Genomic DNA, 21,720 nt, shown 5'->3' on the forward strand with positions numbered 1-21,720 from the left:
GTTACTTTTTTGCTGAGTCATAATTTTTTAAATATCTGATAATAAATCACTTAAAATTTACTTTTGGTTACTTTTTATGTTGCGCACTCACGCAATGGGTAATATCTGCCTCCTTTTGTGGATACCTTTGTCATAACCAGAAAAGGGAAGTGGCAACACAAGCTTTTCATATTATAAACTACAAGACCATTTAATTCATACTTATGTTATCGTTCAAAGTAACAAGACTTATTCTTTCCTTTATTGGGATATGGATCTTCCTTTCCGTGCAGGCGCAGGATCGTCCGGCATTGGAAGGGCGGGTCGTATCCGCGGCGGATGGTTCTGGCATTTCAGGTGCTACCGTTTCTTTGCTGCCTGGCGGAAGATCGACCAGCACAGATGAAACCGGTAATTTCCGTTTTACCAGTCCCGGAAATTCGGCACGCGTATCTGTCACGGCCATGGGATTCCAATCGGTAGAATTACCGATTTCCGGTAATATGATGACAATCACACTAGCGGTTGGCGAGACGGCATTAGAAGATATCGTCGTGATTGGCTATGGCTCGGTCAAACGTAAAGACGTAACCACCGCGATTTCTTCCGTATCACTAGAAGATGTGGAAGAGCGTCCGATCGTATCTGCAGCACAAGCGATCCAAGGTAGAGCGGCCGGTGTATCGGTCGTGCAAACCAGCGGTACGCCTGGCGGACAAACATCCATTCGTATTCGTGGAGCTACTTCATTCAACGGAAGTAATGATCCATTATATGTGGTAGACAATGTACCGGTGGATAATATCAACTTTCTAGCGCCCACCGATATTGTGGATATGCAGGTGTTGAAAGATGCCTCTTCGGCAGCGATCTATGGATCACGCGCAGCGAATGGGGTCATCTTAATCACCACCAAACAAGGTCGAGCTGGCCAAGCAAAGATTGCATTGAATGCCTTAGGGACAATCAATCAAGTCACCAGCCGCATTGATGTGCTTAATGCAGCACAATACCGCGATTTGCAACAAGAGATTGGTGTCGTCAATGTGCCATCTGGTCTTACCGATCAGACGGATTGGTTCAACGAAACCTATAAAAATGGCTTGACACAAAACTATCAGCTTTCCATCTCTGATGGTACGGAAAAGTTGCGTTATCACCTTTCTGGTGGTTACTTGGGCGAAAAAGGTGTGTTGAACACGGCATTTTTCAAACGCTATAACTTCCGGGCCAACATTGAAAACAATGTACGTGATTGGTTGAAGATTAATGCCAATGTAAGCTATTCGGACAATACCGATAATGGCATTATCAGCGGTACAGGTGCTAATCGCGGCGGTGTGATTCTATCGGTCATCAATACGCCGACCTATGCACCGATCTGGAATCCAGATTTTCCAAATCAATACTACAACAACTTCTACGGTGTGGGCAATATCACCCATCCGTTGGAGAATATGGAGCGTACGCGTAACAACAAAACCCGTGAAAACCGCTTAGTGGGATCGGGTAGTGCTACTATCTTATTTACTCCGGATCTCACGTTTAAATCGCTTTTTGCGATTGATCGTAGAAATGGATTGACTACTACCTTCTTAGATCCAATCACGACGCAATGGGGGCGTAACCAATTCGGTACAGCGTCGGACTCGCGTAATATGAATACGGTGCTCACGTTCGACAATGTGTTGAACTACAACAAACGTTTTGACAAACACCAGATTGAGGCCATGGCCGGAAGTTCATGGACGAGCTCGCAATACCAAAATAGCTGGATCAATGGTTCACACTTCATCAATGATTACATCCAGACATTAAATGCAGCAAACAGAATCGCTTGGGACAATACGGGTACCGGCGCTTCGCAATGGGGAATCATGTCTTACTTTGCGCGGGCTACCTACAATTACGATGGTAAATATATCGTAACCGGAAATATCCGTGCGGATGGGTCTTCCAAACTACATCCAGATTATCGATGGGGCGTATTCCCATCCATGTCGGCCGCTTGGAGATTATCAGCTGAAGATTTTCTAGCTGACGTTTCATGGTTGAATGATTTAAAAATCCGCGGTGGCTGGGGACAAACGGGTAACCAATCGGGCGTAGGAGATTATGCGTACTTGCAATTGTACAATATCCAGCGCCAACCTTGGTTTGAAACTGGTCGCGAGAATGCTTTGCCGCTTATCAATCAAGCGAATCTTAGAACCAGAGATTTGACCTGGGAAACTACGACACAAACCAACTTGGGTATTGACTTTACAGGTTTCGACAACCGATTGACGGTGAATTTTGACTTGTACCACAAGTACACCCGCGATATGTTGATGTATGTAACCTTGCCAGCTGGAGCTTCAGTAGCGAACTCCTTAGTGAGAAACGAAGGCGAAATGCTGAACCGCGGTATGGAATTCAATGTGAGCAGCCGTAATCTCGTGCAGAATTTTATGTGGACGACAGATTTTAATATCTCGTTCAATAGAAACCGCTTAGAGAAGCTGGAATTACAGCAGATTTACAATACTGCAAATACCTCCGAAGTGGTGAATGAACCTGTAGTTCGTAATACGCCAGGGCGTCCACTTGGAAGCTTTTATGGCTACATCTCAGATGGTGTTGATCCTGAAACAGGTGATATGATCTACCGCGATCTAAACGGCGATGGCAGAATCTCACCGAGCGACCGTACGTTCATCGGTGATCCGAATCCTAAGTTTACGTTTGGCTTGACCAACAATTTCAGCTACAAAGGTTTCAATTTATCAGTATTCTTACAAGGATCGTATGGCAATGATATCTTCAACGCTTCTCGTATGGAGATGGAAGGTATGTACGATGGTAAAAACCAGTCTACGCGCGTATTAGACAGGTGGCAAGTGCCAGGCCAAATTACGGATGTGCCACGGGCAAACTATACCATGCGTAACTCGACCTACTTTATCGAAAATGGCAGTTTCCTACGTCTGAAAAACCTATCCTTCTCGTACAATATTCAGGCAGATAAATTGACACGTATGGGTATCACGCGCTTGCAGCCTTTTATCTCGGCAACCAACTTATTGACTTGGACCAACTATAGCGGCATGGATCCGGAAGTAAACCAGTGGGGAAATAGTGGGGCGGTACAAGGAATTGACTGGGGAACGTATCCACAGACGAAGTCGTACGTGCTTGGTGTAAACATTGATTTTTAATTGGAATAAAACATAAATCTGATGATACAGAAAATATATACGATAATCCTATTAGCATGTGTGTTGGTAACCAGCAGCTGTTCTCTAGGACTTGATCCGTTGGATAGCTATTCTGATGTGACTGAGGGAATCGACGAAAAAGGAAACGAAGTGGTGTTCAGAGACAAAGCCGCAGTGCTTAGTCATTTGCAAACCATCTATCAGCAAATGCGCGACCGACAAGAACATTGGTATTTGGATCTACTACTTATTGCCGAAAGTCATTCGGATAATGCGTATGCCGGCACGACGGGCGCAGAGGTTTTGCCGTTTGAAAACAATGCTATTGATGGTGCCAACTCGGTATTGGGCAGAGATTGGGATCGTTATATGGTCGATGTGGCGAGAGCCAACCGATTGATCGTAAATATCGATTCGGTGACGGATGCATCACTTACTAGCGCAGAACGCAGGCAATACAAAGCCGAAGCACAGATCTTCCGTGCCATGGTGTACTTTGATATGGTGCGGATTTGGGGCAATGTGCCTGTCGTCACGATCGAAGGTCGGGATATTACTTCCGAAAATATCACGGATGTGTACAATGATTACTTCCCTGATCAAAATACGACCGAAGAAGTCTATCAGCAAATTGAAAAGGATTTGCTGGAAGCCGTAGCGTATGCCCCTGCAAATAACCCGGCCAACAAAACGCTCTTCACCAAATCAGTTGCTAGAGCATTATTAGCAAAAGTGTACGCCGAAAAACCATTGCGCGATTATGCAAAAGTGGTACAATATGCGGATCAGCTTGCCGCAGATGGCTTCGGTTTGGAAGAAGATTTTAGCAACCTATTTGGCATGAATGCCAATAATACCGATGCGAAGATGCGCAACACACGCGAATCGATCTTAGAAGCACAATTCTTTGCCGGTAGCGGCAATTGGGTCACTTGGATGTTGGGTCGCGATTTGTCCAACTACAATAATCAATTCTCTTGGGCAAAATGGATCACGCCATCACGCGATTTGATTCGCGTATTCCAAGCGGAGAATGATGAAGTACGCTTTCGCGAATCGGTAGTGTATTATGCAGCCGGTTGGAGCAACTATTACCCATCCAACAATTACCCATTCATGTTCAAAACGCGTTCGGCTTTTAATAGCATTATCAAATACCGCTATGCGGATATCTTGTTGCTGAAAGCAGAAGCATTGTTACTCGGGCCGTCCACAAACCTGACCGAAGCCGCAGCGATCATCGATCAAGTAAGACAACGGGTTGATTTGCCGGTATTACCAGCGGCGGTACGAAACAATCGCGATCAATTGCTGCAAGCTTTGATGAAAGAAAGACGCCTAGAATTGGCTTTTGAAGGCGAACGTTGGTTTGACCTCGTACGCTGGGAAAAGGTAGAGGAAGTGATGAATAGCGTATACGGTCGCGATACGGGTCGCCGTCCGCAGGTATATTCTTTCGGTAGCGATTCCTACTTGTTGCCTATTCCACAAGGCGTATTGGATCAGAATTTAAAGCTAAACCAAAACCCAGGCTATTAACCCATTAATAATGATAACCATGATAAAACGACATATGATGCTACAATTTTCTTTAGGATTTCTGCTGATGCTTTCCTGTGGTTCGGAGAGTTCATTCACCGAAATGATGCCCGAGCTCGAGCCCACTTCTGGCGATGTGACCTTATACATAACCTCTGGATACCGTATTCAGGAATTCAAGAAAACGTACCTCAATTTTAGTGCGAATGACAATCTATCGCCTAATACCTTATTCTTAGATCCGCAGCAAACTTACCAGACCATGGATGGTTTTGGTGCAGCCATCACCGGATCTTCGGCGTACAACCTGTTAAAAATGTCGGCGGCAGATCGTGCGAAGTTCTTGAAAGAAACCTTCTCGACTACCGAAGGAATGGGACAGAGCTATGTGCGTATCGCGATTGGCTGTTCGGATTTTTCCCTAAGCGAATACACGCTGAATGACAAACCGGGCATCGAGAATTTTGCTTTGCAAAAAGAAGAACTGGAATATGTAATCCCCGTGATGAAGGAGATCTTGGCGATCAACCCAGATATTAAAGTGATGGGTTCGCCATGGACAGCGCCGCTTTGGATGAAGGTCAATAATCTACAAGAGCGTGCTCCGTATACATCTTGGACTGGCGGACACCTTAATCCAGCGCATTACCAAGATTATGGAACATACTTCGTCAAATGGATTCAAGCCATGGAAGCGCAAGGAATTCGTATCCATTCCATCACGCCACAAAATGAGCCATTGAATCACCTGAATTCTGCTTCGATGGTGATGAAGTGGGAAGAGCAGCGCGATTTCATCAAGCAAGCTTTAGGCCCTAAATTGCGCGGTGCAGGCTTGCAAACGAAGATCTATGCTTACGATCATAACTACAACTATGATAATATGGCCGATCAGCAAAGTTACCCAGTCCGCATCTATGAAGATGCTGAAGCGTCGCAATACATTGCGGGAGCAGCGTATCATAACTATGGTGGCGATCGTAGTGAGTTGTTGGATATTCATGCCAAAGCACCAGATAAAGAATTGATCTTTTCTGAAACATCGATCGGTACGTGGAACAACGGAAATGTGTTGAGTACGCAATTAATCGCCGATATGCGTGAAGTTGGCTTAGGAACGATCAATAACTGGAGCCGCGGTGTTATCGTGTGGAACTTGATGTTGGATGCCGATCGCGGCCCGACGCGTGAAGGCGGTTGCCTTACTTGTTATGGTGCAGTAGATATTGACTCGGATTACCGTACTATCAAGAAAAACTCGCATTACTTCGTTGTAGGTCATCTATCGGCCGTAGTGAAATCAGGTGCGGTTCGCATTGGTTCAAAAGGAAAAACACCAGATGGAATTATTCATAGTGCATTCCGCAATCCGGATAATAGCTTTGCGATTGTATTGGCCAACAGCAACTCGGTAGATACATCGGTCACATTTAGTGATGGTGATAAGCATTTTACACACATCGTGCCGGCCAATTCAGTTGTTTCTTATCAGTGGGGTAAATAAGAATTCGTATGAAAAGATATCATTTTTTGATCGGATGCGTGATCGCTTTCGTGGCGACCACAAGCTGCCAGAAAGAGCAATCTGCGATGGACGGCAGTCCAGAAATGACCCTACATACCACCTATGATAATGCCTTTTTCGCAGACAGTCTACAGTTTAGTGTAGACGTCAGCGATGGCAGTGGCATTCCTTTATCCACGCTGAAAGCGTATTTGTACTACGGGGACGAAATCGTGTCGGAAACGACGATCCGTACGAAAGAATACGGACGCTACGAAGGCAAGCTATTTGCGCCATATTATGCCGAAATCCCGAATGGCGCCGCTACCATCAAGTTGGTGTTGCAAAACATCAACAAAGGAACAAGCGAAGAGCAGATTGCGGTGCCACTGCAGCGTCCGGATTATCCGCACCTTACTTTAGTGGCAGAAGATGGAACGCGGCATGAGATGAGTAGAACTGGACTTTATCAGTATATGGCGGAGAAAGAATTTCCAATGAAATTGAAAGGCTACATCGAAGCACCAGCTTTTGGAGAGCATGGTAATGTGCTGCAATTTGGCTACAGCGGTGATAAAATCACACAAGGTACCAACAGCCTGATCTCCTTCTCGTACCTTTCTGATGGAGTTTATCCGATCACCTTCAACACGATGAACTATGCAGCAGGACCATTCTTGAGCTATAGCATCAACGATGTGGATTTGCTGTTATCAGGAGAAGAATTGTATACGGCCGACTTATCATTGCAGAAAGATCAAGTATTGCGCATTGATGGCATTGCAGATTTAGCAGATTGGTCGATCGATGCGGATTATATCCGTCAGGAGAATGGCGAATATCGTTTTGATGCGATCAATGGAACTTATCGTATTACGGCTGATTTTGTGCGTAAATACTTTGTTATCGAAGCCATGCAAGCTGGCCAATTAGCGAAGCTAAATACCGATGGAACGGGTGCGATCTGGATTATCGGAGAAGGCATCGGAAAACCAAACTTGGCTAATCAAGTCGGTTGGACAACGGAAAAAGCATTATGTATGGCGCCAATCGGCAATAAGCGCTATCGCGTAACGGTAGTGGGTGGCGAATCCATGCGGGCTGATAACATCAACTTCAAATTTTTCCACCAGAAAGGTTGGGGTGGAGAATTTGCTGGTGCACACATCACGACCGAAAGCGAATTGATTTTTATCGGTGATGGAACTAATGGTAGGGATTCTGGCAACTTAGGAATCACAACCGGATCGGCATTAGAAGCGGGTAGTACGTATGTGCTGACGGTAGATGTGAGTGCCGGTAATGAAGCTGCCGTGCTTATCGTAGAAAAACGCTAAAATAACTCAGCCAACACAAACTAAGATAGCTAGCCAGCTGTTGACTGATCTTTAAATCAGGCAACAGCTGGCTTTTTCTTTATTCCGGAATTTTGTAGTGATTCAGGTAGCGGACAATGCTGTTCGCCCGTCGGTTCACGTAGGCAGACGGTCTGCGTGCATCCCATTTACGTGGGTTGGGTAATATGGCAATGATCAGTGCCGCTTCTTTGCGACTCAAACTTTTGCCCGATTTGCCATAGTAATAATGTGATGCGGCCTCTGCACCATACACACCTTGTCCCATCTCAATGACATTGAGATACACCTCCAAAATTCGCTTCTTCGACCAGAACAATTCAATCAATACCGTGAAATAGGTTTCCAAACCTTTGCGAAACCAAGATCGCGCGGGCCATAAAAACACATTTTTGGCCACTTGTTGACTGATTGTACTGCCGCCACGCAGTGCATCGCCCGATTGATTACGTTTTAGAGCTTGCTCGATGGCTTTGGTATCAAAACCGTGATGCGTCATGAAGAAAGCATCTTCACCAGCCAAGGCTGCTTTCTTGAGATTGTCGGACAAATCCTCGTATGGCAACCAAGTTTTGTCAACCTTAAAACCTTTGCCCTTCGATTGCCATTCAAATCCGCGCTTGATCATCAAATACGTGATCGGTGGATTAATAAATCGCAATGCAATCACCCAAAGCAAGCTGAATGCAATCAAGCCAAGCAAAATACGGCCGATCCACCAAAGGATCTTATTTTGCTTCTTTTTTACCTTTCTCTTTCTGTTATTTTTTGTCGTCCGCTTAATCGCCATGGTGCTGGTATGATCCCAATAAAAATGCAAAGCTACAACCAAAGCAGAGATATTTCCTAATCACTTTTCATTTCGATAAAGCCATACTCTCCCAAAAGCTGAAAGAAAAATACTAAAACAGATGGGTAGATTTACTTGTTTAGTCAGTAATCAAATTTATACATACACCCAATAATTACTTGAAATGGCAAATTCTACCCAAGAGGGAAAGGCTAAGTCGGAGTATTGGCATGCGCAGGATGTAGATACTGTATTAACCAAACTGGGAGCAGATTCCTTAGAAGGATTAAAGAAAGCGACAGTAGATAAATTACTGGAAAAGCATGGTCGAAATGAACTTCCACAAAAGAAAAAAGAAAGTACGTTTATACGGTTCATCAAACATTTTCACGATGTATTGATCTATGTCCTACTCGCTGCTGCGGTCGTCACCACTATCCTAGGACACTATACCGACACCATCGTCATCATCTTAGTGGCTATTATCAATGCCGCAATCGGTTTTGTACAAGAGGGGAAAGCAGAAAAGGCACTTGAAAGTATTAAAGGCATCTTATCCCTCAAAGCGACGGTGCTGCGCGATGGCAAAAGGGAAGAAATTGACGCGACAGAAGTCGTGCTCGGTGATATTGTATTATTGTCTGCTGGTGATAAAGTTCCTGCCGATTTACGATTATTCGAATCGGATAACCTTAAGATTGAAGAATCTGCTCTCACAGGTGAATCCGAATCGTCGGAAAAAAATACAGAGCCATTGGAAGAAGATATAGATCTGGGCGATCGTAACAATATGGCCTACACCAGTACAACGGTGACTAACGGAACCGGAAAAGGAGTGGTGACAGCGATTGGCAAAAATACAGAGATTGGGAAGATCAATCAGATGATGTCGGATGTGACACAGCTAACGACACCGCTACTACGGCAAACAGCTCAGTTTGGGAAAACCATTGCACTAGCTACGCTTGTATTAGCTGCCGCGACATTCGCCTACGGCTATTATCTCCGAGATTATGACACCGAAGAATTGCTGATGTCGGTCATTGGCTTGGCGGTAGCTGCCATTCCCGAAGGTTTGCCGGCTATCCTTTCCATTATTTTGGCTATTGGTGTGCAAAACCTCGCGAAGCGAAATGCGATTGTTCGAAACCTTCCTTCAGTCGAAACTTTAGGATCTGTCTCTGTGATCTGTTCCGACAAAACAGGTACGCTAACGCGGAATGAAATGACCGTGAAAAATCTTGTGTTGACCGATGAGCAATACGAAGTCACAGGCATCGGATATTCACCTGAAGAAGGCGAAATACAGCAAAATGAAAAAACTGTGAAAGTAGAGGAGGAAGACAATCTGCAAGAATTATTGCGCTGCATTTACATTTGCAACGAAGCATCATTAGATCAAGATAAAAACGGTGAATGGTCGATAAAAGGTGACCCAACCGAAGGAGCACTAGTTACCGTATATGAGAAGAGTGGATTGGAAAAAGAGAAACCAAAACGGGAATCTACTATACCATTTGATTCAGATTACAAATACATGGCCACGCTCATTGAACAGGATGGCGAAGGCGTGGTGTACGTAAAAGGAGCTCCGGATCGGCTAATCGAAATGGCCAACAAACAGCTGGGAAAGGATGGCGAAGAAATCGACATGGATGCCAGCTATTGGGAAAAACAAGTATCGGCATTAGCCAAAGAAGGCAAGCGCCTCATTGCAGCAGCGTATAAAAAAATGCCATCAAGCGGATCTAAAATTGATCACGATGAGGTGGAAGATGGCTTGGTGATGATTGGCTTGGCGGGCATCATCGATCCACCACGTGATGAAGCCATCGAAGCGATCAAAGTTTGTAGCGATGCCGGTATACGCGTTAAGATGATTACAGGAGATCATGTGGATACCGCAAAAGCAATTGGTAAAGAGATGGGCATTGGCGACGGTGAAAAAGCCTGTCGTGGTGCCGATCTGGAAAAGATGAACGACGAAGAAATGCGCAACGCCGTGAAAGAATACGATATCTTTGCGCGCACCAGTCCAGAGCACAAACTGCGTTTGGTGGAAGCGTTGCAAGCCGAAGGACGGATTTGCGCGATGACCGGCGACGGCGTAAATGATGCGCCTGCTTTAAAGAAAGCGGACGTCGGCATTGCGATGGGCATTAAAGGTACGGAAGTGACCAAAGATGCTTCGCAAATGGTACTGGCCGACGATAACTTCCGCACAATAGTCGACGCGGTAGAAGAAGGAAGACGCATCTACGATAACTTGAAGAAAACTATTCTCTTCATTTTGCCGACCAACGGCGCGGAAAGTCTGTTGATCATGGCGAGTATTCTTTTTGGCTATATTATGCCAATGACTCCGCTACAAATCCTTTGGGTAAATATGGTTACCTCGGTAACTGTTTCTCTCGCATTAGCATTTGAAGACATGGAGATTGGCACGATGAAACGACCGCCCAGAAAAGAAAAAGAGCCGCTACTGAGTGGTTATTTCATCTGGAGAATTCTATTTGTGTCGGTGCTGATTGGTGGTGGTACGTTATATTTGGTGCAGCATTTATCAGCTCAGGGAGTGGAGAATGGCACGATCCGAACCATTACTATGCAGACGATCGTGATTGCGCAGTTGTTTCACCTATTCAACTGTCGTAGCATTCATGGTACCGCGTTCGATAGCAAATTCTTTACGAATAAGGCCATCTATATTGTCGCTGTCATTCTATTTGTGTTGCAGGCGGCTATTACCTATTTGCCATTCATGAATGAAGTGTTTGACACGAAACCTTTAGCTTTATCATTTTGGCAATATCCGGTATACTTAGGTGTTGTGGTTTTTGTGATTGTTGAAATCGAGAAATGGATCGTGCGCAAATTTGTACTTTCTAAAAAAGAGGAGCAAACCGCCTAATACACCGACATAAATCAAGAGCGGCCTGATCAACAATGTTGATCAGGCCGCTCTTATTAATAAAATGCCTCGATGGCTGATAATTATTTCTTCCCGCCAGCTACTTTGGATATAATCCAAATGATCAATGCTACAATAGCAACCACAACAATCACCCCGGTCCACATGCCTGCTTTGAAGATTCCTTCGATGGCTTGACAGCTTGTCATTAGATTGGCGACTAACGTAAATAGCAACGCCATTGGTATAAATCTTTTCATAATAGTTTTGTTTACGATTAAGAACAAGATGCAAAGCATAATGTTTGACGTTGTTGCGCGAAATACGGTTTTAAATTACAAAAATAACCCCCGAGACGGCGAGCCGTCTCGGGGGTTATTTTTGTAATTTATATTTTAACGAGCGGAGGATTACTCTGCACGTAAAATTTTGGCAGCTTCTACCATCGATTCCAACGCCGCTTTGGTTTCAGGCCAAGCACGAGTTTTCAATCCACAGTCAGGGTTTACCCACAGCTGTGCTGCTGGTACTACGGCTTTTGCTTTACGCAATAGCTCGACCATCTCCTCAGTGCTAGGCACACGTGGTGAGTGAATATCGTATACACCTGGGCCGATATCGTTCGGATATTTGAAATCTCCAGCAAATGCATTCAACAATTTCATTTGCGAACGAGAAGTCTCAATCGTGATGACGTCTGCATCCATCGCTGCGATATCTTCAATCACATTATTGAACTCCGAGTAGCACATGTGCGTGTGGATCTGTGTATCATCAGCTACATTCGAAGAAGACACGCGGAAAGCACGTACTGCCCAGTTCAGGTAATCTTTTTGATCGGCTTTGCGCAACGGCAATCCTTCACGGATAGCTGGCTCGTCGATTTGGATGATTTTGATACCTGCCTTTTCCAACGCTTGTACCTCGTCCAAGATCGCTAACGCGATTTGGTAAGTCGTGGTAGAACGTGGTTGATCATTACGAACGAATGACCATTGCAAGATCGTAACCGGTCCGGTCAACATTCCTTTTACTGGACGGTCTGTCAATGATTGTGCATATGCCGACCAGCGCACAGTCATATCTTCTGGGCGATATACATCACCATAAATGATCGGGGGTTTTACACAACGAGAACCGTATGATTGTACCCAACCGTACTGTGTGAAAGCATATCCCGCCAATTGCTCGCCGAAATATTCTACCATATCATTGCGTTCGAATTCGCCATGTACTAATACATCGATATCCAACTGCTCTTGCAAGCGAATCGTGTTTTCTGTTTCTTCTGCAATCGCTTTATCGTATTCCTCCTGCGAGATAGCGCCCTTTTTCAAATCAGCACGCCATTTACGGACATCTTTGGTTTGTGGAAATGAACCAATTGTCGTGGTTGCAAAAGCTGGAAGATTGAATTTCTCTTGTTGGGCAGCTTTACGGTTAGCAAATACTGAAGTACGTTTCGCATCATCATCGGTGATGTTGCTGGTGCGTGTTTTTACCTCTGGTCTGTGGATCAATGGCGAAGTACGACGGCTTTCTGCTGCTGCTTTGTTGCTTTCGAAACGTTTCTGTGTTTCAGCATCCACTTCACCATCAGCCAGGATAGCTAAATCTTTGACTTCGGCTAATTTTTGTTTCGCAAAAGCCAACCAGTTTTTAACCTCAGCAGGAAGTGATTCTTCGTTTGTCTCGCTGTCCAAATCAAATGGTACGTGCAATAGGGAAGAAGCAGGTGCTATCCAAACGCGGTCTTTGCCTAATGCATCAACTGCTTGTTGGATCTTAGTTAACGATTTTTCGTAATCGTTTTTCCAAATGTTACGTCCTTCTACCACGCCTAATGAAAGCGTTAACGTAGCAGGAACTTTTGCTAAGATCGTGTCTAATTGATCTTCACCACGTACCAAGTCGATATGTAATGCGTGAACTGGAAGGTTTAGCGCCAAATCTTCGTTGTCTTTTAGAGCCTCGAAGTAAGTAGTCGCGATCAATTTGGTATTGCCCGCTGCAGCATTCAATTTTTCGAATACTGTTTTGTACAATCCTTTTACTTTTTCGTCGATATCCAATGCCAAGTACGGCTCGTCTATCTGTATGTATTGTGCGCCGGCAGCAGCCAATTTGGAGATGATCTCCTCATACACTGGCAACAGGCGATCGATTAAATCGATACGGTCAAATCCAGCCTCTTTCTCTTTACCCAACAATAGGTAAGTAATAGGCCCGATCAATACAGGCTTAGTTTCGATGCCTAATGATTTGGCTTCGTTGTATTCTTTTAAGAATTTTTCAGAAGTCAATTTGAATTCTTGATTCTTCGTGAATTCAGGCACCATGTAGTGGTAGTTGGTATCAAACCATTTGGTCATCTCCATCGCCGTAACATCTACGCCTTCCGCTTGGAAACCTCTTGCTAAGGCAAAATATAAATCCAAGCTGTAGTCGCCATCGATCTTGTTTAAAAGCGATTGGTAACGCGCTGGAATAGCGCCAATGGTAAGTGACAAATCCAATACTTGATCGTAGAATGAAAAATCATTCGAAGGGATCAAGGTAAAGCCATTATCTTGTTGCAATTTCCAGTTGGCTTCACGAATGCTTTTTGCGGTATGTAGAAGTTCTTCTTGGCTAATTTTTTTTGCCCAATATGCCTCGTTCGCTTTTTTCAATTCGCGGAAAGGTCCTACTCTTGGGTAACCTAAGTTGTTTGTAGTTAACATAGTTTTATTTCTCTAATTTTTTTTCAGATGTATTACTTGCTATTAGAGAATGGCACCAGAAACAGTGACTTCAGCTTATCTTTCTCTTATTGCTCCCGTACAAGGGTAAGAGTAGAATGTAGCACCTTGTCCAAGCGACAGGTTGCCAAGGCTTCAACGGGTCTATTCCCTCTGCCTTTCTCTATAAGCATCACAAACTTATGTAACAAATGTATAAATTCCAAATTTCTAGCAAAAAGAGCAGAAAATTGCTATCCTAACTCACCAATAACTTGTATCCTTTGCCGTGAACGTTAACAATTTCTACATTAGGATCTTCTTTCAGGTATTTTCGAAGCTTACTTAAGAATACATCCATGCTTCGGCCGGTAAAATAATTGTCGTCGTGCCAAATTTTTACCAAAGCTTCTTCTCGTGTCAATACATCATTCTTTTTCAGGCAAAGTAAGCGTAGTAATTCGGCTTCTTTGGTCGATAGTTTTTGCTGTTGTCCCTTGTACGAGATCACCTGATTGGTATAGTCGAAGAAATAACCACCAATTTCGAATTTATCGGGCGTTTCGTCCTCCTTGTCCCGCGAAGAGCGCTTCAATAAGGCGTTAATGCGAAGCAATAGTTCTTCTACGCGAAATGGTTTGGTGATATAATCATCTCCGCCTAGTTCAAAGGCTTGTGTTTTGTCTTCCATCATGCCTTTGGCTGTGGCATAAATGATGGGCACCGTCTGATCTACTTTTCGGATGTCTTTTCCTAAAGAGAAACCATCTTTTTTGGGCATCATCACATCGAAGATGCATAGATCGAATTCGTCTTTTCGAAATGCTTCCAATGCTTCTACACCGTCTTTGCACAGTACAACATCAAACTTTCCCTTGAGTTCGAGGTAATCTTTTAAGAGATCGCCTAGATTGGGATCGTCTTCTGCTAGTAGTATTTTTTGAGACATAAGTTTGTTTTAATAAATATTGATAATCAAGCCCTGCTTGTACTGTCGGTAGCTTGGAGTGGTAATGTTACCTCAAATTGTGTGCCTTTATCCCGTTCGCTTTTTACAGAGATCTTGCCGTTTAGTATCTTGATAATGTTATTGACGTAGCTTAGCCCTAGCCCGAAGCCTTTTACATTGTGAATATTACCTGTAGGTATGCGGTAGAATTGGTCAAAAATTTTCTCTTGATGCTCCTTGGACATACCTACACCTTTATCCGCTACCGAAATGGTGATGCTATTCTTTGTATTGTACGATTTCACGGTGATTTGTGGCGTATCTTTGCTGTATTTGATGGCATTATCCAAGAGATTAAAGATCACGTTCGAAAGGTGAAGCTCATCGCCAATGACGACGTCATGTGTAGCAGCCAGATCCACTTGTAATGTACCATCCGCTTTATCCATTTGCAGGTGCATACTCTCCAATACGTTGGCAACGAGCGCATTCATATGCACCTTTGTGCGTTCAATATTGAGGTTTTCTTTCTCCAGCCTAGCAATATTGAGTACGCGTTCAATATGTGATCCCAAGCGTACATTTTCATCATAAATGATGTTGGCTAGCTTGGCTACCCGACTTTCGTTGGAAGCGATCTCTTTGTCGCGGAGCGACTCGCTGGCAATCATGATGGTGGCTACGGGTGTCTTAAACTCGTGAGTCATGTTATTAATGAAGTCCGTTTTCATCTCTGAGATCTTTTTCTGTCTAAAAATAATCGTCAAAGTGTATGCAAAACATCCTACTAATAAGGAAAGTAAAGCTAGTACAGCAATGACCATAAAGGCCATGTTGCTGGCGATGTGACTCTCCTTGTATGGGAAATAGATAGACAATAAGCCGGGGGATTTTCCCTGATCACCTTGAAAAAGTTGTGTGCTGTATTCAACCGCGTCTTTCAGTCGCATTAAATCACCATCATCTACCTGAGAAGCAGCTTGTATAATCAGTGGTGCTTTGGGGTTTGATCGGATCTCCATCAAGAATGGCGATACGATCCCGCGATTGTACAACTCTTCTTGTAAATAGTGCATGGCCAAATCTGTCTTGATTCTTTCTTTTAATGGGCGCTTGGACATCGCAATACTTGTTGTGATATCTTCGATAACTTTATTGTCTTTACCGCCAAGAATGGCCACTGTGTCGTACAAATCTGTCGCAACGGATAGCTTTCTGTAGTTTAGTTTCTTTAATTCTTGCTCTGCTTCTTGCAATCGCAAACGCGTAGCTGCATCTTCGGTGGGCGGGAGAGTAGCCCAAGCAAAGGAGTGCACTTGTAGTGTTGCGTCATTGACAATTGGAATGATAAAACGGGTGCTATCATCTCGCGCAGCGACTTCAGCAATACGTTTGCTAGCACCTACTACGGTGGATATCGTTGGAAGAGTCGGATCCAAAATGTCGTAACTCTTCTCAATAGAAAACGTGATGAGGTGATGAAAATCTTTCCTTCGTACGTAGGTTTCGAAGAAGGTGTTGCTTACATACGCTGCATTCGGGAAGTTTCTTTTGAGATCTTCTTCTTCGTTTCTGTAGCGATCCCGGGCATCAAAATTCTTTACTCGTAGTTTGTTGATTTCGTCTTGTAGCGCAATTTGTTCGGCCAAGATAATCTCTTTTTCACGTTGTATTTTTTGATCTTCTGCGAACTTTGCTTGGTTGAGCTTGGCTTGTTTTTTGGTGAATTCATACACTTCATGGCGCTCTATTTTGTTGGCTACCACCGATAATGAGGCATTCACGCTTTCGTCAAATATCTGAGATTTCTGAATATAGGATTGTCGAATGAAGTAGTATTGCATGGCCATCACACCTAGTAGCGCAATAGACATGAACCAAATAATTAAGGTAATACTTCTCTTCTTCATAGTTGCAAAAATAATTAGGCAAATGCGGTCTGTAGGGACTTTAACACAATTTAACAGCGTTTAGTACAGTTATTTGGCGTGAGAAGCAAATCGTAGTAAAGCAAAACAGTCACCAAGGCTCGCCTTGGTGACTGTTTAAATATAATATTTATAAAACTAATATCGTGAATTACTGTACTTCAGAAACACGGATTGTATTCGTTCTACCTTTGGCATGTAATGGAGTAGAAGCCGTATTGATGACGATCTGTCCAGGATTTACCAATTTGTGCATTTTAAGTAATTCGTTGACATCCTGAATAGTACCGTCTGTACTTTCAAATTTATCATAGATAAATGTCTGTACGCCCCATACTAAACTTAGCATGGTTAATAATTTTTTGTTACCAGTAAATACATAGATGTCTGCATTCGGGCGGAAACTAGCGATTTCTAGAGCTGTGTATCCAGAAGATGTCATGGCTACAATAGCGGAAGCATTTGTTTTTTCTGCCAAGAAGATCGAACTATTGCAAATCGCGTCAGCTACTTTTGTGATGTTGACTGATTCGCCGTTTTCTTTATCACTATAATATGGATAAGAAGTAGATTCTACGTGCGTAATGATTTTTGCCATGGTTTCGATCACGATCTCTGGGAATTCACCTACTGAAGTTTCACCACTTAACATCACGGCATCAGCACCATCCAATACGGAGTTGGCGACATCATTTACTTCGGCACGTGTAGGACGTGGCGTAGTTGTCATCGTTTCCAACATTTGTGTCGCGATGATCACTGGTTTAGATAGATCACGACATTTTTGTACGATGATTTTCTGTAAGCCCGGTACCTCTTCCATCGGAAGTTCGACTCCCAAGTCACCACGAGCTACCATGATCGCGTCAGTTTCTGCGATGATTGCATCAATATTTTCGATGGCCTCTGGTTTCTCGATTTTGGCAATTATTTTAGCTTGTGATCCTTTTTTAGCGATGATTTCTTTGCATTGAATAATGTCATCTGCCGAACGTACGAATGACATCGCGATCCAGTCTGCACCATGATCCAAAGCAAAGTCCAAATTGTCTAAATCCTCTTCTGTTAGAGAAGGGATAGATACTTTCGTGTTTGGAAGGTTCACACCTTTACGAGAAGTCAAGATACCACCATGTACTACCGTACACGTAACGGTATCTTTGCGATTAGTAGAAATAACACGAAGTTGTAATTTCCCATCATCCAACAAGATAACCTCATTTTCCTTAACATCGTTCGGGAAGTTCTGGTAAGTGATATAAATGCTGTTTTCGTCTCCGATTTTTTCCTGAGTCGTGATTTCTACACGGCTACCATTCACCAAAATAGCACCACCTTCTTTCATTTTTCCGATCCGGATTTTCGGACCTTGAAGGTCGGCTAGGATACCAACATTAAATGGATTTTCCTGATTGATCTCATTGATTGTGTTGATCACTTTCAAATGATCCTCTTGCGCACCGTGAGAGAAGTTTAGACGACATACATCGACACCTTTAGCAATCAAACGAGTCAAAACTTCCTTATTGGCAGAAGCAGGGCCTATTGTGGCGACGATCTTGGTGCGCTTTTTGAGCTTTTCCATTTACTTTATTATTTATGTTTCTTTAAATCAATTCTTGTAGTTATAGCAGTGATTGTAAGGTAGAAGTCTTGCAATCGCTTGCCATATAAGTGTATCAATTACACTTTAATAAATCGCTAAAATATCAGATTTTCTTTGGATTTCAATATTATTGGATCTATTTCTTTTACCAGAAGTATATCTGCGACACTCTTTAAGCTCTCGATTAATTTTTTTAAATCGTCTTGATCGATAAAATGCTTGATCAGAATAAAGTAGTCGAAGTTAGCAGCCTCCGGGATGAGTAATCCACCTTCTTCACCTCGATTGCTTATGAGGTAATACTCGTGGTCGTATGTGTTATTGATGTATCTAAACGTTTTGAAATGCTGTGTCGTAGGTGTTTTTCCGCGTCTTTGATCGTAAATGATATGGTAATCCATCTCATTGCGCGATTTTTCTTTGGGTATTCCCTTATGGTCAAGGTAGTCTTCTTTGCCATGTGTAAGCTCTAGATTTGTATGCTTATTTACAAAATGGCAAAGTCGATAATCTCGAAGTGAAGAACTAATCCCGATTAGCACAAAATCCAACTCGAGATCAAAGTCCGTTTCCAGTTTAAACGTAATTTTACTCACACGCTGTCTCCATTTGGTGGACACACAAAGGTAGTATTTTCGAGGTGAACAACTTGGTGTTGCCAGTTTATATTTATATTTTTAAATTGTTTCGGCAATTTAAAGTTGTGCATTCGTAGATTAATGCCTATTATTGAGTGTCTATAGTCTGTGAAAGACACATCCTGCAAAACAACAGCGCAGCTGAATTGTTCTTTATTTGTATTTCTCAAAATCAGAGTTTGATTTTTGAGTAAATTTATTTTTCTTTGCACAGATTTATTAAACAATTAAATTAGAGAATCATGTCAGATATCGCATCAAGAGTAAAAGCTATTATCGTTGAAAAATTAGGTGTTGATGAAAACGAAGTTACACCTGAAGCTTCTTTCACAAACGATTTAGGTGCAGACTCACTTGACACTGTAGAATTGATCATGGAATTTGAAAAAGAATTCAACGTTGCTATTCCAGACGATCAAGCAGAAAACATCAGTACAGTTGGTCAAGCTATCACTTATTTAGAAAAGAACGTTAACTAACATTTTTATTAGGCCAAGCATATTTAATGGAGCTTAAAAGAGTAGTTGTTACAGGATTAGGCGCACTTACACCTATTGGCAATACCGTCTCAGCATATTGGGATGGTTTGATAAATGGTGTAAGTGGCGCTGCTCCTATTACACATTTCGATGCATCAAAATTCAAGACCCAATTTGCTTGTGAAGTAAAGGGCTTCGATCCGCACGAGTTTATGGATCGGAAAGAGGCACGCAAGGTAGATCCGTTTGTGCAGTATGCCATCGCGTCTACCGATGAAGCTGTCAAAGATGCGAATCTTGATTTTGACAATTTAAACAGAAATCGAATCGGCGTAATCTGGGGATCAGGTATTGGTGGGCTTACCACTTTTACGGAAGAAGTGGTCAATTACTCCAAAGGAGATGGTACACCGCGATTCAATCCTTTCTTTATTCCTAAGATGCTAGTGGATATTGCACCAGGTCATATTTCAATGAGATATGGTTTGCGTGGTCCTAATTTCTCTGCGGTTTCTGCTTGTGCTTCATCTACGAATGCTTTAATCGATGCATTTACGTATATCAGAATGGGCAGAGCGGATGTCATTATCACTGGAGGCTCTGAGGCGACAGTAAATGAAGCAGGTATCGGCGGATTCAATGCCATGCATGCCTTGTCTACACGTAATGATGATCCAGCAACGGCTTCCCGTCCATTCGACAAAGACCGCGATGGTTTCGTTTCTGGAGAGGGATCTGGCGCGATTGTTTTAGAGAGTTTAGAGCACGCTTTAGCTCGTGGAGCAAAAATATATGCAGAGGTAGTAGGTGGCGGCATGAGTGCTGATGCTTATCATATCACTGCTTCGCACCCAGAAGGACTTGGTGCTAAATTGGCCATGACTATGGCTATTCAAGATGCAGAGATGGATTTTTCTGATATTGATTACATCAATGTACACGGCACTTCTACTCCAGTAGGAGATATCAGTGAAACCAAAGCGATTGTAGATCTGTTCGGCGAACATGCATACAATTTAAATATTAGTTCAACGAAGTCGATGACTGGACATTTGTTGGGAGCAGCAGGCGCGATCGAATCTATTGCCTCTATTCTTGCCGTAAAGAATGATATCGTCCCACCGACGATCAATCACTTTACCGACGACCCACAAATCGATAGTAAATTGAATTTTACTTTCAACAAAGCGCAGAAACGTGTGGTGAATGCCGCACTGAGCAATACATTTGGCTTTGGCGGGCACAACGCGACCGTAATTGTCAAAAAGTATAAAGCGTAATGGTTATCGTATTATACAAGTAATAAAAAATTTGGTAGGTAGTCTTCATGAAGAGGCTACCTATTTCTTTTTAAGGATCGTGCATGGCGCTAAACGTTTACAAGTTATACCTTTCTCCCAAACGGAAATATTATAAAAAGCTGAAGAATATACTGGGATTTGTACCTGGCAATATCAAGTTGTACCAAATGGCTTTTCGGCATAAGTCCGTTGCTGTTGCTATTAAAGAAGGGGTAAAAAACAGCAATGAAAGATTAGAGTTTTTAGGAGATGCTGTTCTAGGTTCCGTTATTGCAGAGCTTCTATTCAAACTATACCCTTACAAAGGAGAGGGTTTTTTGACGGAGATGCGTTCCAAAATTGTTTCTCGTGCCAACCTCAACCAATTATCACGTAAGCTTGGGCTAAATGAATTGATCGAATACGATAAACGTTTAATTCATTTTTCGGCGAAGCAAGGTTCATTACTTGGCGATGCTTTTGAAGCACTTATAGGTGCTGTATATCTGGATAAAGGTTATGTATTTACGCGCGAATTGCTATTGGAGCGCATCGTAAAGGCACACGTAGATATTCATACCTTAGAAATCACAGAGACTAACTTCAAGAGTCGTTTAATAGAATGGTGTCAGCATAATAATAAGGAAATCGTCTTTGAACCTATCGCAAATCCAGAAGGCGAGACGGCAAAAATGTTTTCGGTACGAGTGATGGTAGATGGTGAAGAGTGTGGAATTGGTCGTGACTTCAACAAGAAAAGCGCAGAAAAATTAGCTGCCGAAAAAGCCTGCGAATACCTCAAAATTATAGATGTAGAATAAACGATCATCCTTCGATGCGTAAAC

General features: G+C 43.0%; 15 protein-coding genes and 1 riboswitch. Of the genes, 8 read left to right on the top strand and 7 right to left on the bottom strand.

Going from position 1 to position 21,720, the window contains the following annotated elements; translation table 11 throughout:
• Positions 1-203 precede the first annotated feature (203 nt).
• Genes A0125_RS08755 through A0125_RS08770 form a run of 4 tightly spaced genes read left to right on the top strand, consistent with a single transcriptional unit; the run spans position 204 to position 7,556 of the window.
• A complete protein-coding gene (locus A0125_RS08755; protein WP_066754693.1) occupies positions 204-3,176 on the top strand; it encodes a SusC/RagA family TonB-linked outer membrane protein in 2,973 nt (990 codons plus the stop codon).
• Between the two features lie 21 nt (positions 3,177-3,197).
• The gene (locus tag A0125_RS08760; protein ID WP_066754695.1) at positions 3,198-4,715 is read left to right on the top strand and encodes a RagB/SusD family nutrient uptake outer membrane protein; all 1,518 of its coding nucleotides are present in this window, start codon (positions 3,198-3,200) and stop codon (positions 4,713-4,715) included.
• A gap of 19 nt (positions 4,716-4,734) precedes the next feature.
• Entirely contained in the window at positions 4,735-6,219 is a 1,485-nt protein-coding gene (locus tag A0125_RS08765; protein WP_231863188.1) for a glycoside hydrolase family 30 protein, read from the top strand.
• 8 nt (positions 6,220-6,227) lie between these two features.
• Complete coding sequence (locus A0125_RS08770) at positions 6,228-7,556, top strand: DUF5125 domain-containing protein (RefSeq protein ID WP_066754700.1); 1,329 nt, start codon at positions 6,228-6,230, stop codon at positions 7,554-7,556.
• A 79-nt stretch (positions 7,557-7,635) separates the two neighbouring features.
• On the opposite strand, the gene mtgA is transcribed toward A0125_RS08770, so the two are convergent.
• On the bottom strand, positions 7,636-8,364 hold the full coding sequence (gene mtgA, locus A0125_RS08775; RefSeq protein WP_066754702.1) for a monofunctional biosynthetic peptidoglycan transglycosylase: 729 nt from the start codon (positions 8,362-8,364) through the stop codon (positions 7,636-7,638).
• Positions 8,365-8,548: 184 nt separating this feature from the next.
• Here mtgA and A0125_RS08780 point away from each other — a divergent pair, with 184 nt between their 5' ends.
• Positions 8,549-11,275: a cation-transporting P-type ATPase gene (locus A0125_RS08780; protein ID WP_066754704.1), complete on the top strand. Its 2,727-nt coding sequence runs from the start codon at positions 8,549-8,551 to the stop codon at positions 11,273-11,275.
• A gap of 83 nt (positions 11,276-11,358) precedes the next feature.
• Here the strand turns inward: A0125_RS08780 and A0125_RS15860 are convergent, their stop codons facing one another.
• The 6 genes from A0125_RS15860 to A0125_RS08805 form a co-directional block, all read right to left on the bottom strand.
• Positions 11,359-11,535, bottom strand: coding sequence for a hypothetical protein (locus A0125_RS15860; protein WP_197464838.1), 177 nt, complete (start codon positions 11,533-11,535; stop codon positions 11,359-11,361).
• 150 nt (positions 11,536-11,685) lie between these two features.
• Positions 11,686-13,998, bottom strand: a complete 2,313-nt coding sequence (gene metE / locus A0125_RS08785) for a 5-methyltetrahydropteroyltriglutamate--homocysteine S-methyltransferase (RefSeq protein ID WP_066754706.1) — start codon at positions 13,996-13,998, stop codon at positions 11,686-11,688.
• 72 nt (positions 13,999-14,070) lie between these two features.
• Positions 14,071-14,188: riboswitch (SAM riboswitch) on the bottom strand.
• Between the two features lie 66 nt (positions 14,189-14,254).
• Positions 14,255-14,944, bottom strand: a complete 690-nt coding sequence (locus A0125_RS08790) for a response regulator transcription factor (protein WP_066754710.1) — start codon at positions 14,942-14,944, stop codon at positions 14,255-14,257.
• A 26-nt stretch (positions 14,945-14,970) separates the two neighbouring features.
• Positions 14,971-16,854 carry a sensor histidine kinase gene (locus tag A0125_RS08795; RefSeq protein ID WP_066754712.1) on the bottom strand — a complete coding sequence of 628 codons (1,884 nt, stop codon included), beginning with the start codon at positions 16,852-16,854 and terminating at the stop codon, positions 14,971-14,973.
• Positions 16,855-17,023: 169 nt separating this feature from the next.
• Positions 17,024-18,457: a pyruvate kinase gene (gene pyk / locus A0125_RS08800; RefSeq protein WP_066754714.1), complete on the bottom strand. Its 1,434-nt coding sequence runs from the start codon at positions 18,455-18,457 to the stop codon at positions 17,024-17,026.
• Positions 18,458-18,573: 116 nt separating this feature from the next.
• The gene (locus tag A0125_RS08805) at positions 18,574-19,074 is read right to left on the bottom strand and encodes an IPExxxVDY family protein (protein WP_066754716.1); all 501 of its coding nucleotides are present in this window, start codon (positions 19,072-19,074) and stop codon (positions 18,574-18,576) included.
• Positions 19,075-19,358: 284 nt separating this feature from the next.
• On the opposite strand from A0125_RS08805, the gene A0125_RS08815 reads away from it, so the two are divergent.
• The 3 genes from A0125_RS08815 to rnc all read left to right on the top strand — a co-directional run bounded on the left by A0125_RS08815 (position 19,359) and on the right by rnc (position 21,696).
• Positions 19,359-19,595 carry an acyl carrier protein gene (locus A0125_RS08815; protein WP_066754720.1) on the top strand — a complete coding sequence of 79 codons (237 nt, stop codon included), beginning with the start codon at positions 19,359-19,361 and terminating at the stop codon, positions 19,593-19,595.
• Between the two features lie 26 nt (positions 19,596-19,621).
• Positions 19,622-20,875 (top strand): beta-ketoacyl-ACP synthase II, encoded by a 1,254-nt coding sequence (gene fabF, locus A0125_RS08820; RefSeq protein WP_066754722.1) that lies wholly within the window; start codon positions 19,622-19,624, stop codon positions 20,873-20,875.
• Positions 20,876-20,958: 83 nt separating this feature from the next.
• Entirely contained in the window at positions 20,959-21,696 is a 738-nt protein-coding gene (gene rnc / locus A0125_RS08825) for a ribonuclease III (protein ID WP_066754724.1), read from the top strand.
• Positions 21,697-21,720 lie beyond the last annotated feature (24 nt).

The sequence above is a fragment of the Sphingobacterium populi genome (assembly GCF_001586775.1).
Classification (GTDB): domain Bacteria; phylum Bacteroidota; class Bacteroidia; order Sphingobacteriales; family Sphingobacteriaceae; genus Sphingobacterium; species Sphingobacterium populi.

Excerpts from the sequence above, each read along its gene's own strand:
- A0125_RS08770 (WP_066754700.1), top strand. The coding sequence starts at position 6,228 with ATGAAAAGATATCATTTTTTGATCGGATGCGTGATCGCTTTCGTGGCG.
- mtgA (WP_066754702.1), bottom strand. The coding sequence starts at position 8,364 with ATGGCGATTAAGCGGACGACAAAAAATAACAGAAAGAGAAAGGTAAAA.
- A0125_RS08780 (WP_066754704.1), top strand. The coding sequence starts at position 8,549 with ATGGCAAATTCTACCCAAGAGGGAAAGGCTAAGTCGGAGTATTGGCAT.
- pyk (WP_066754714.1), bottom strand. The coding sequence starts at position 18,457 with ATGGAAAAGCTCAAAAAGCGCACCAAGATCGTCGCCACAATAGGCCCT.
- A0125_RS08755 (WP_066754693.1), top strand. The coding sequence starts at position 204 with ATGTTATCGTTCAAAGTAACAAGACTTATTCTTTCCTTTATTGGGATA.
- A0125_RS08760 (WP_066754695.1), top strand. The coding sequence starts at position 3,198 with ATGATACAGAAAATATATACGATAATCCTATTAGCATGTGTGTTGGTA.
- fabF (WP_066754722.1), top strand. The coding sequence starts at position 19,622 with ATGGAGCTTAAAAGAGTAGTTGTTACAGGATTAGGCGCACTTACACCT.
- A0125_RS08815 (WP_066754720.1), top strand. The coding sequence starts at position 19,359 with ATGTCAGATATCGCATCAAGAGTAAAAGCTATTATCGTTGAAAAATTA.
- A0125_RS08795 (WP_066754712.1), bottom strand. The coding sequence starts at position 16,854 with ATGAAGAAGAGAAGTATTACCTTAATTATTTGGTTCATGTCTATTGCG.
- A0125_RS08765 (WP_231863188.1), top strand. The coding sequence starts at position 4,735 with ATGATAAAACGACATATGATGCTACAATTTTCTTTAGGATTTCTGCTG.
- A0125_RS08790 (WP_066754710.1), bottom strand. The coding sequence starts at position 14,944 with ATGTCTCAAAAAATACTACTAGCAGAAGACGATCCCAATCTAGGCGAT.
- metE (WP_066754706.1), bottom strand. The coding sequence starts at position 13,998 with ATGTTAACTACAAACAACTTAGGTTACCCAAGAGTAGGACCTTTCCGC.
- A0125_RS15860 (WP_197464838.1), bottom strand. The coding sequence starts at position 11,535 with ATGAAAAGATTTATACCAATGGCGTTGCTATTTACGTTAGTCGCCAAT.
- rnc (WP_066754724.1), top strand. The coding sequence starts at position 20,959 with ATGGCGCTAAACGTTTACAAGTTATACCTTTCTCCCAAACGGAAATAT.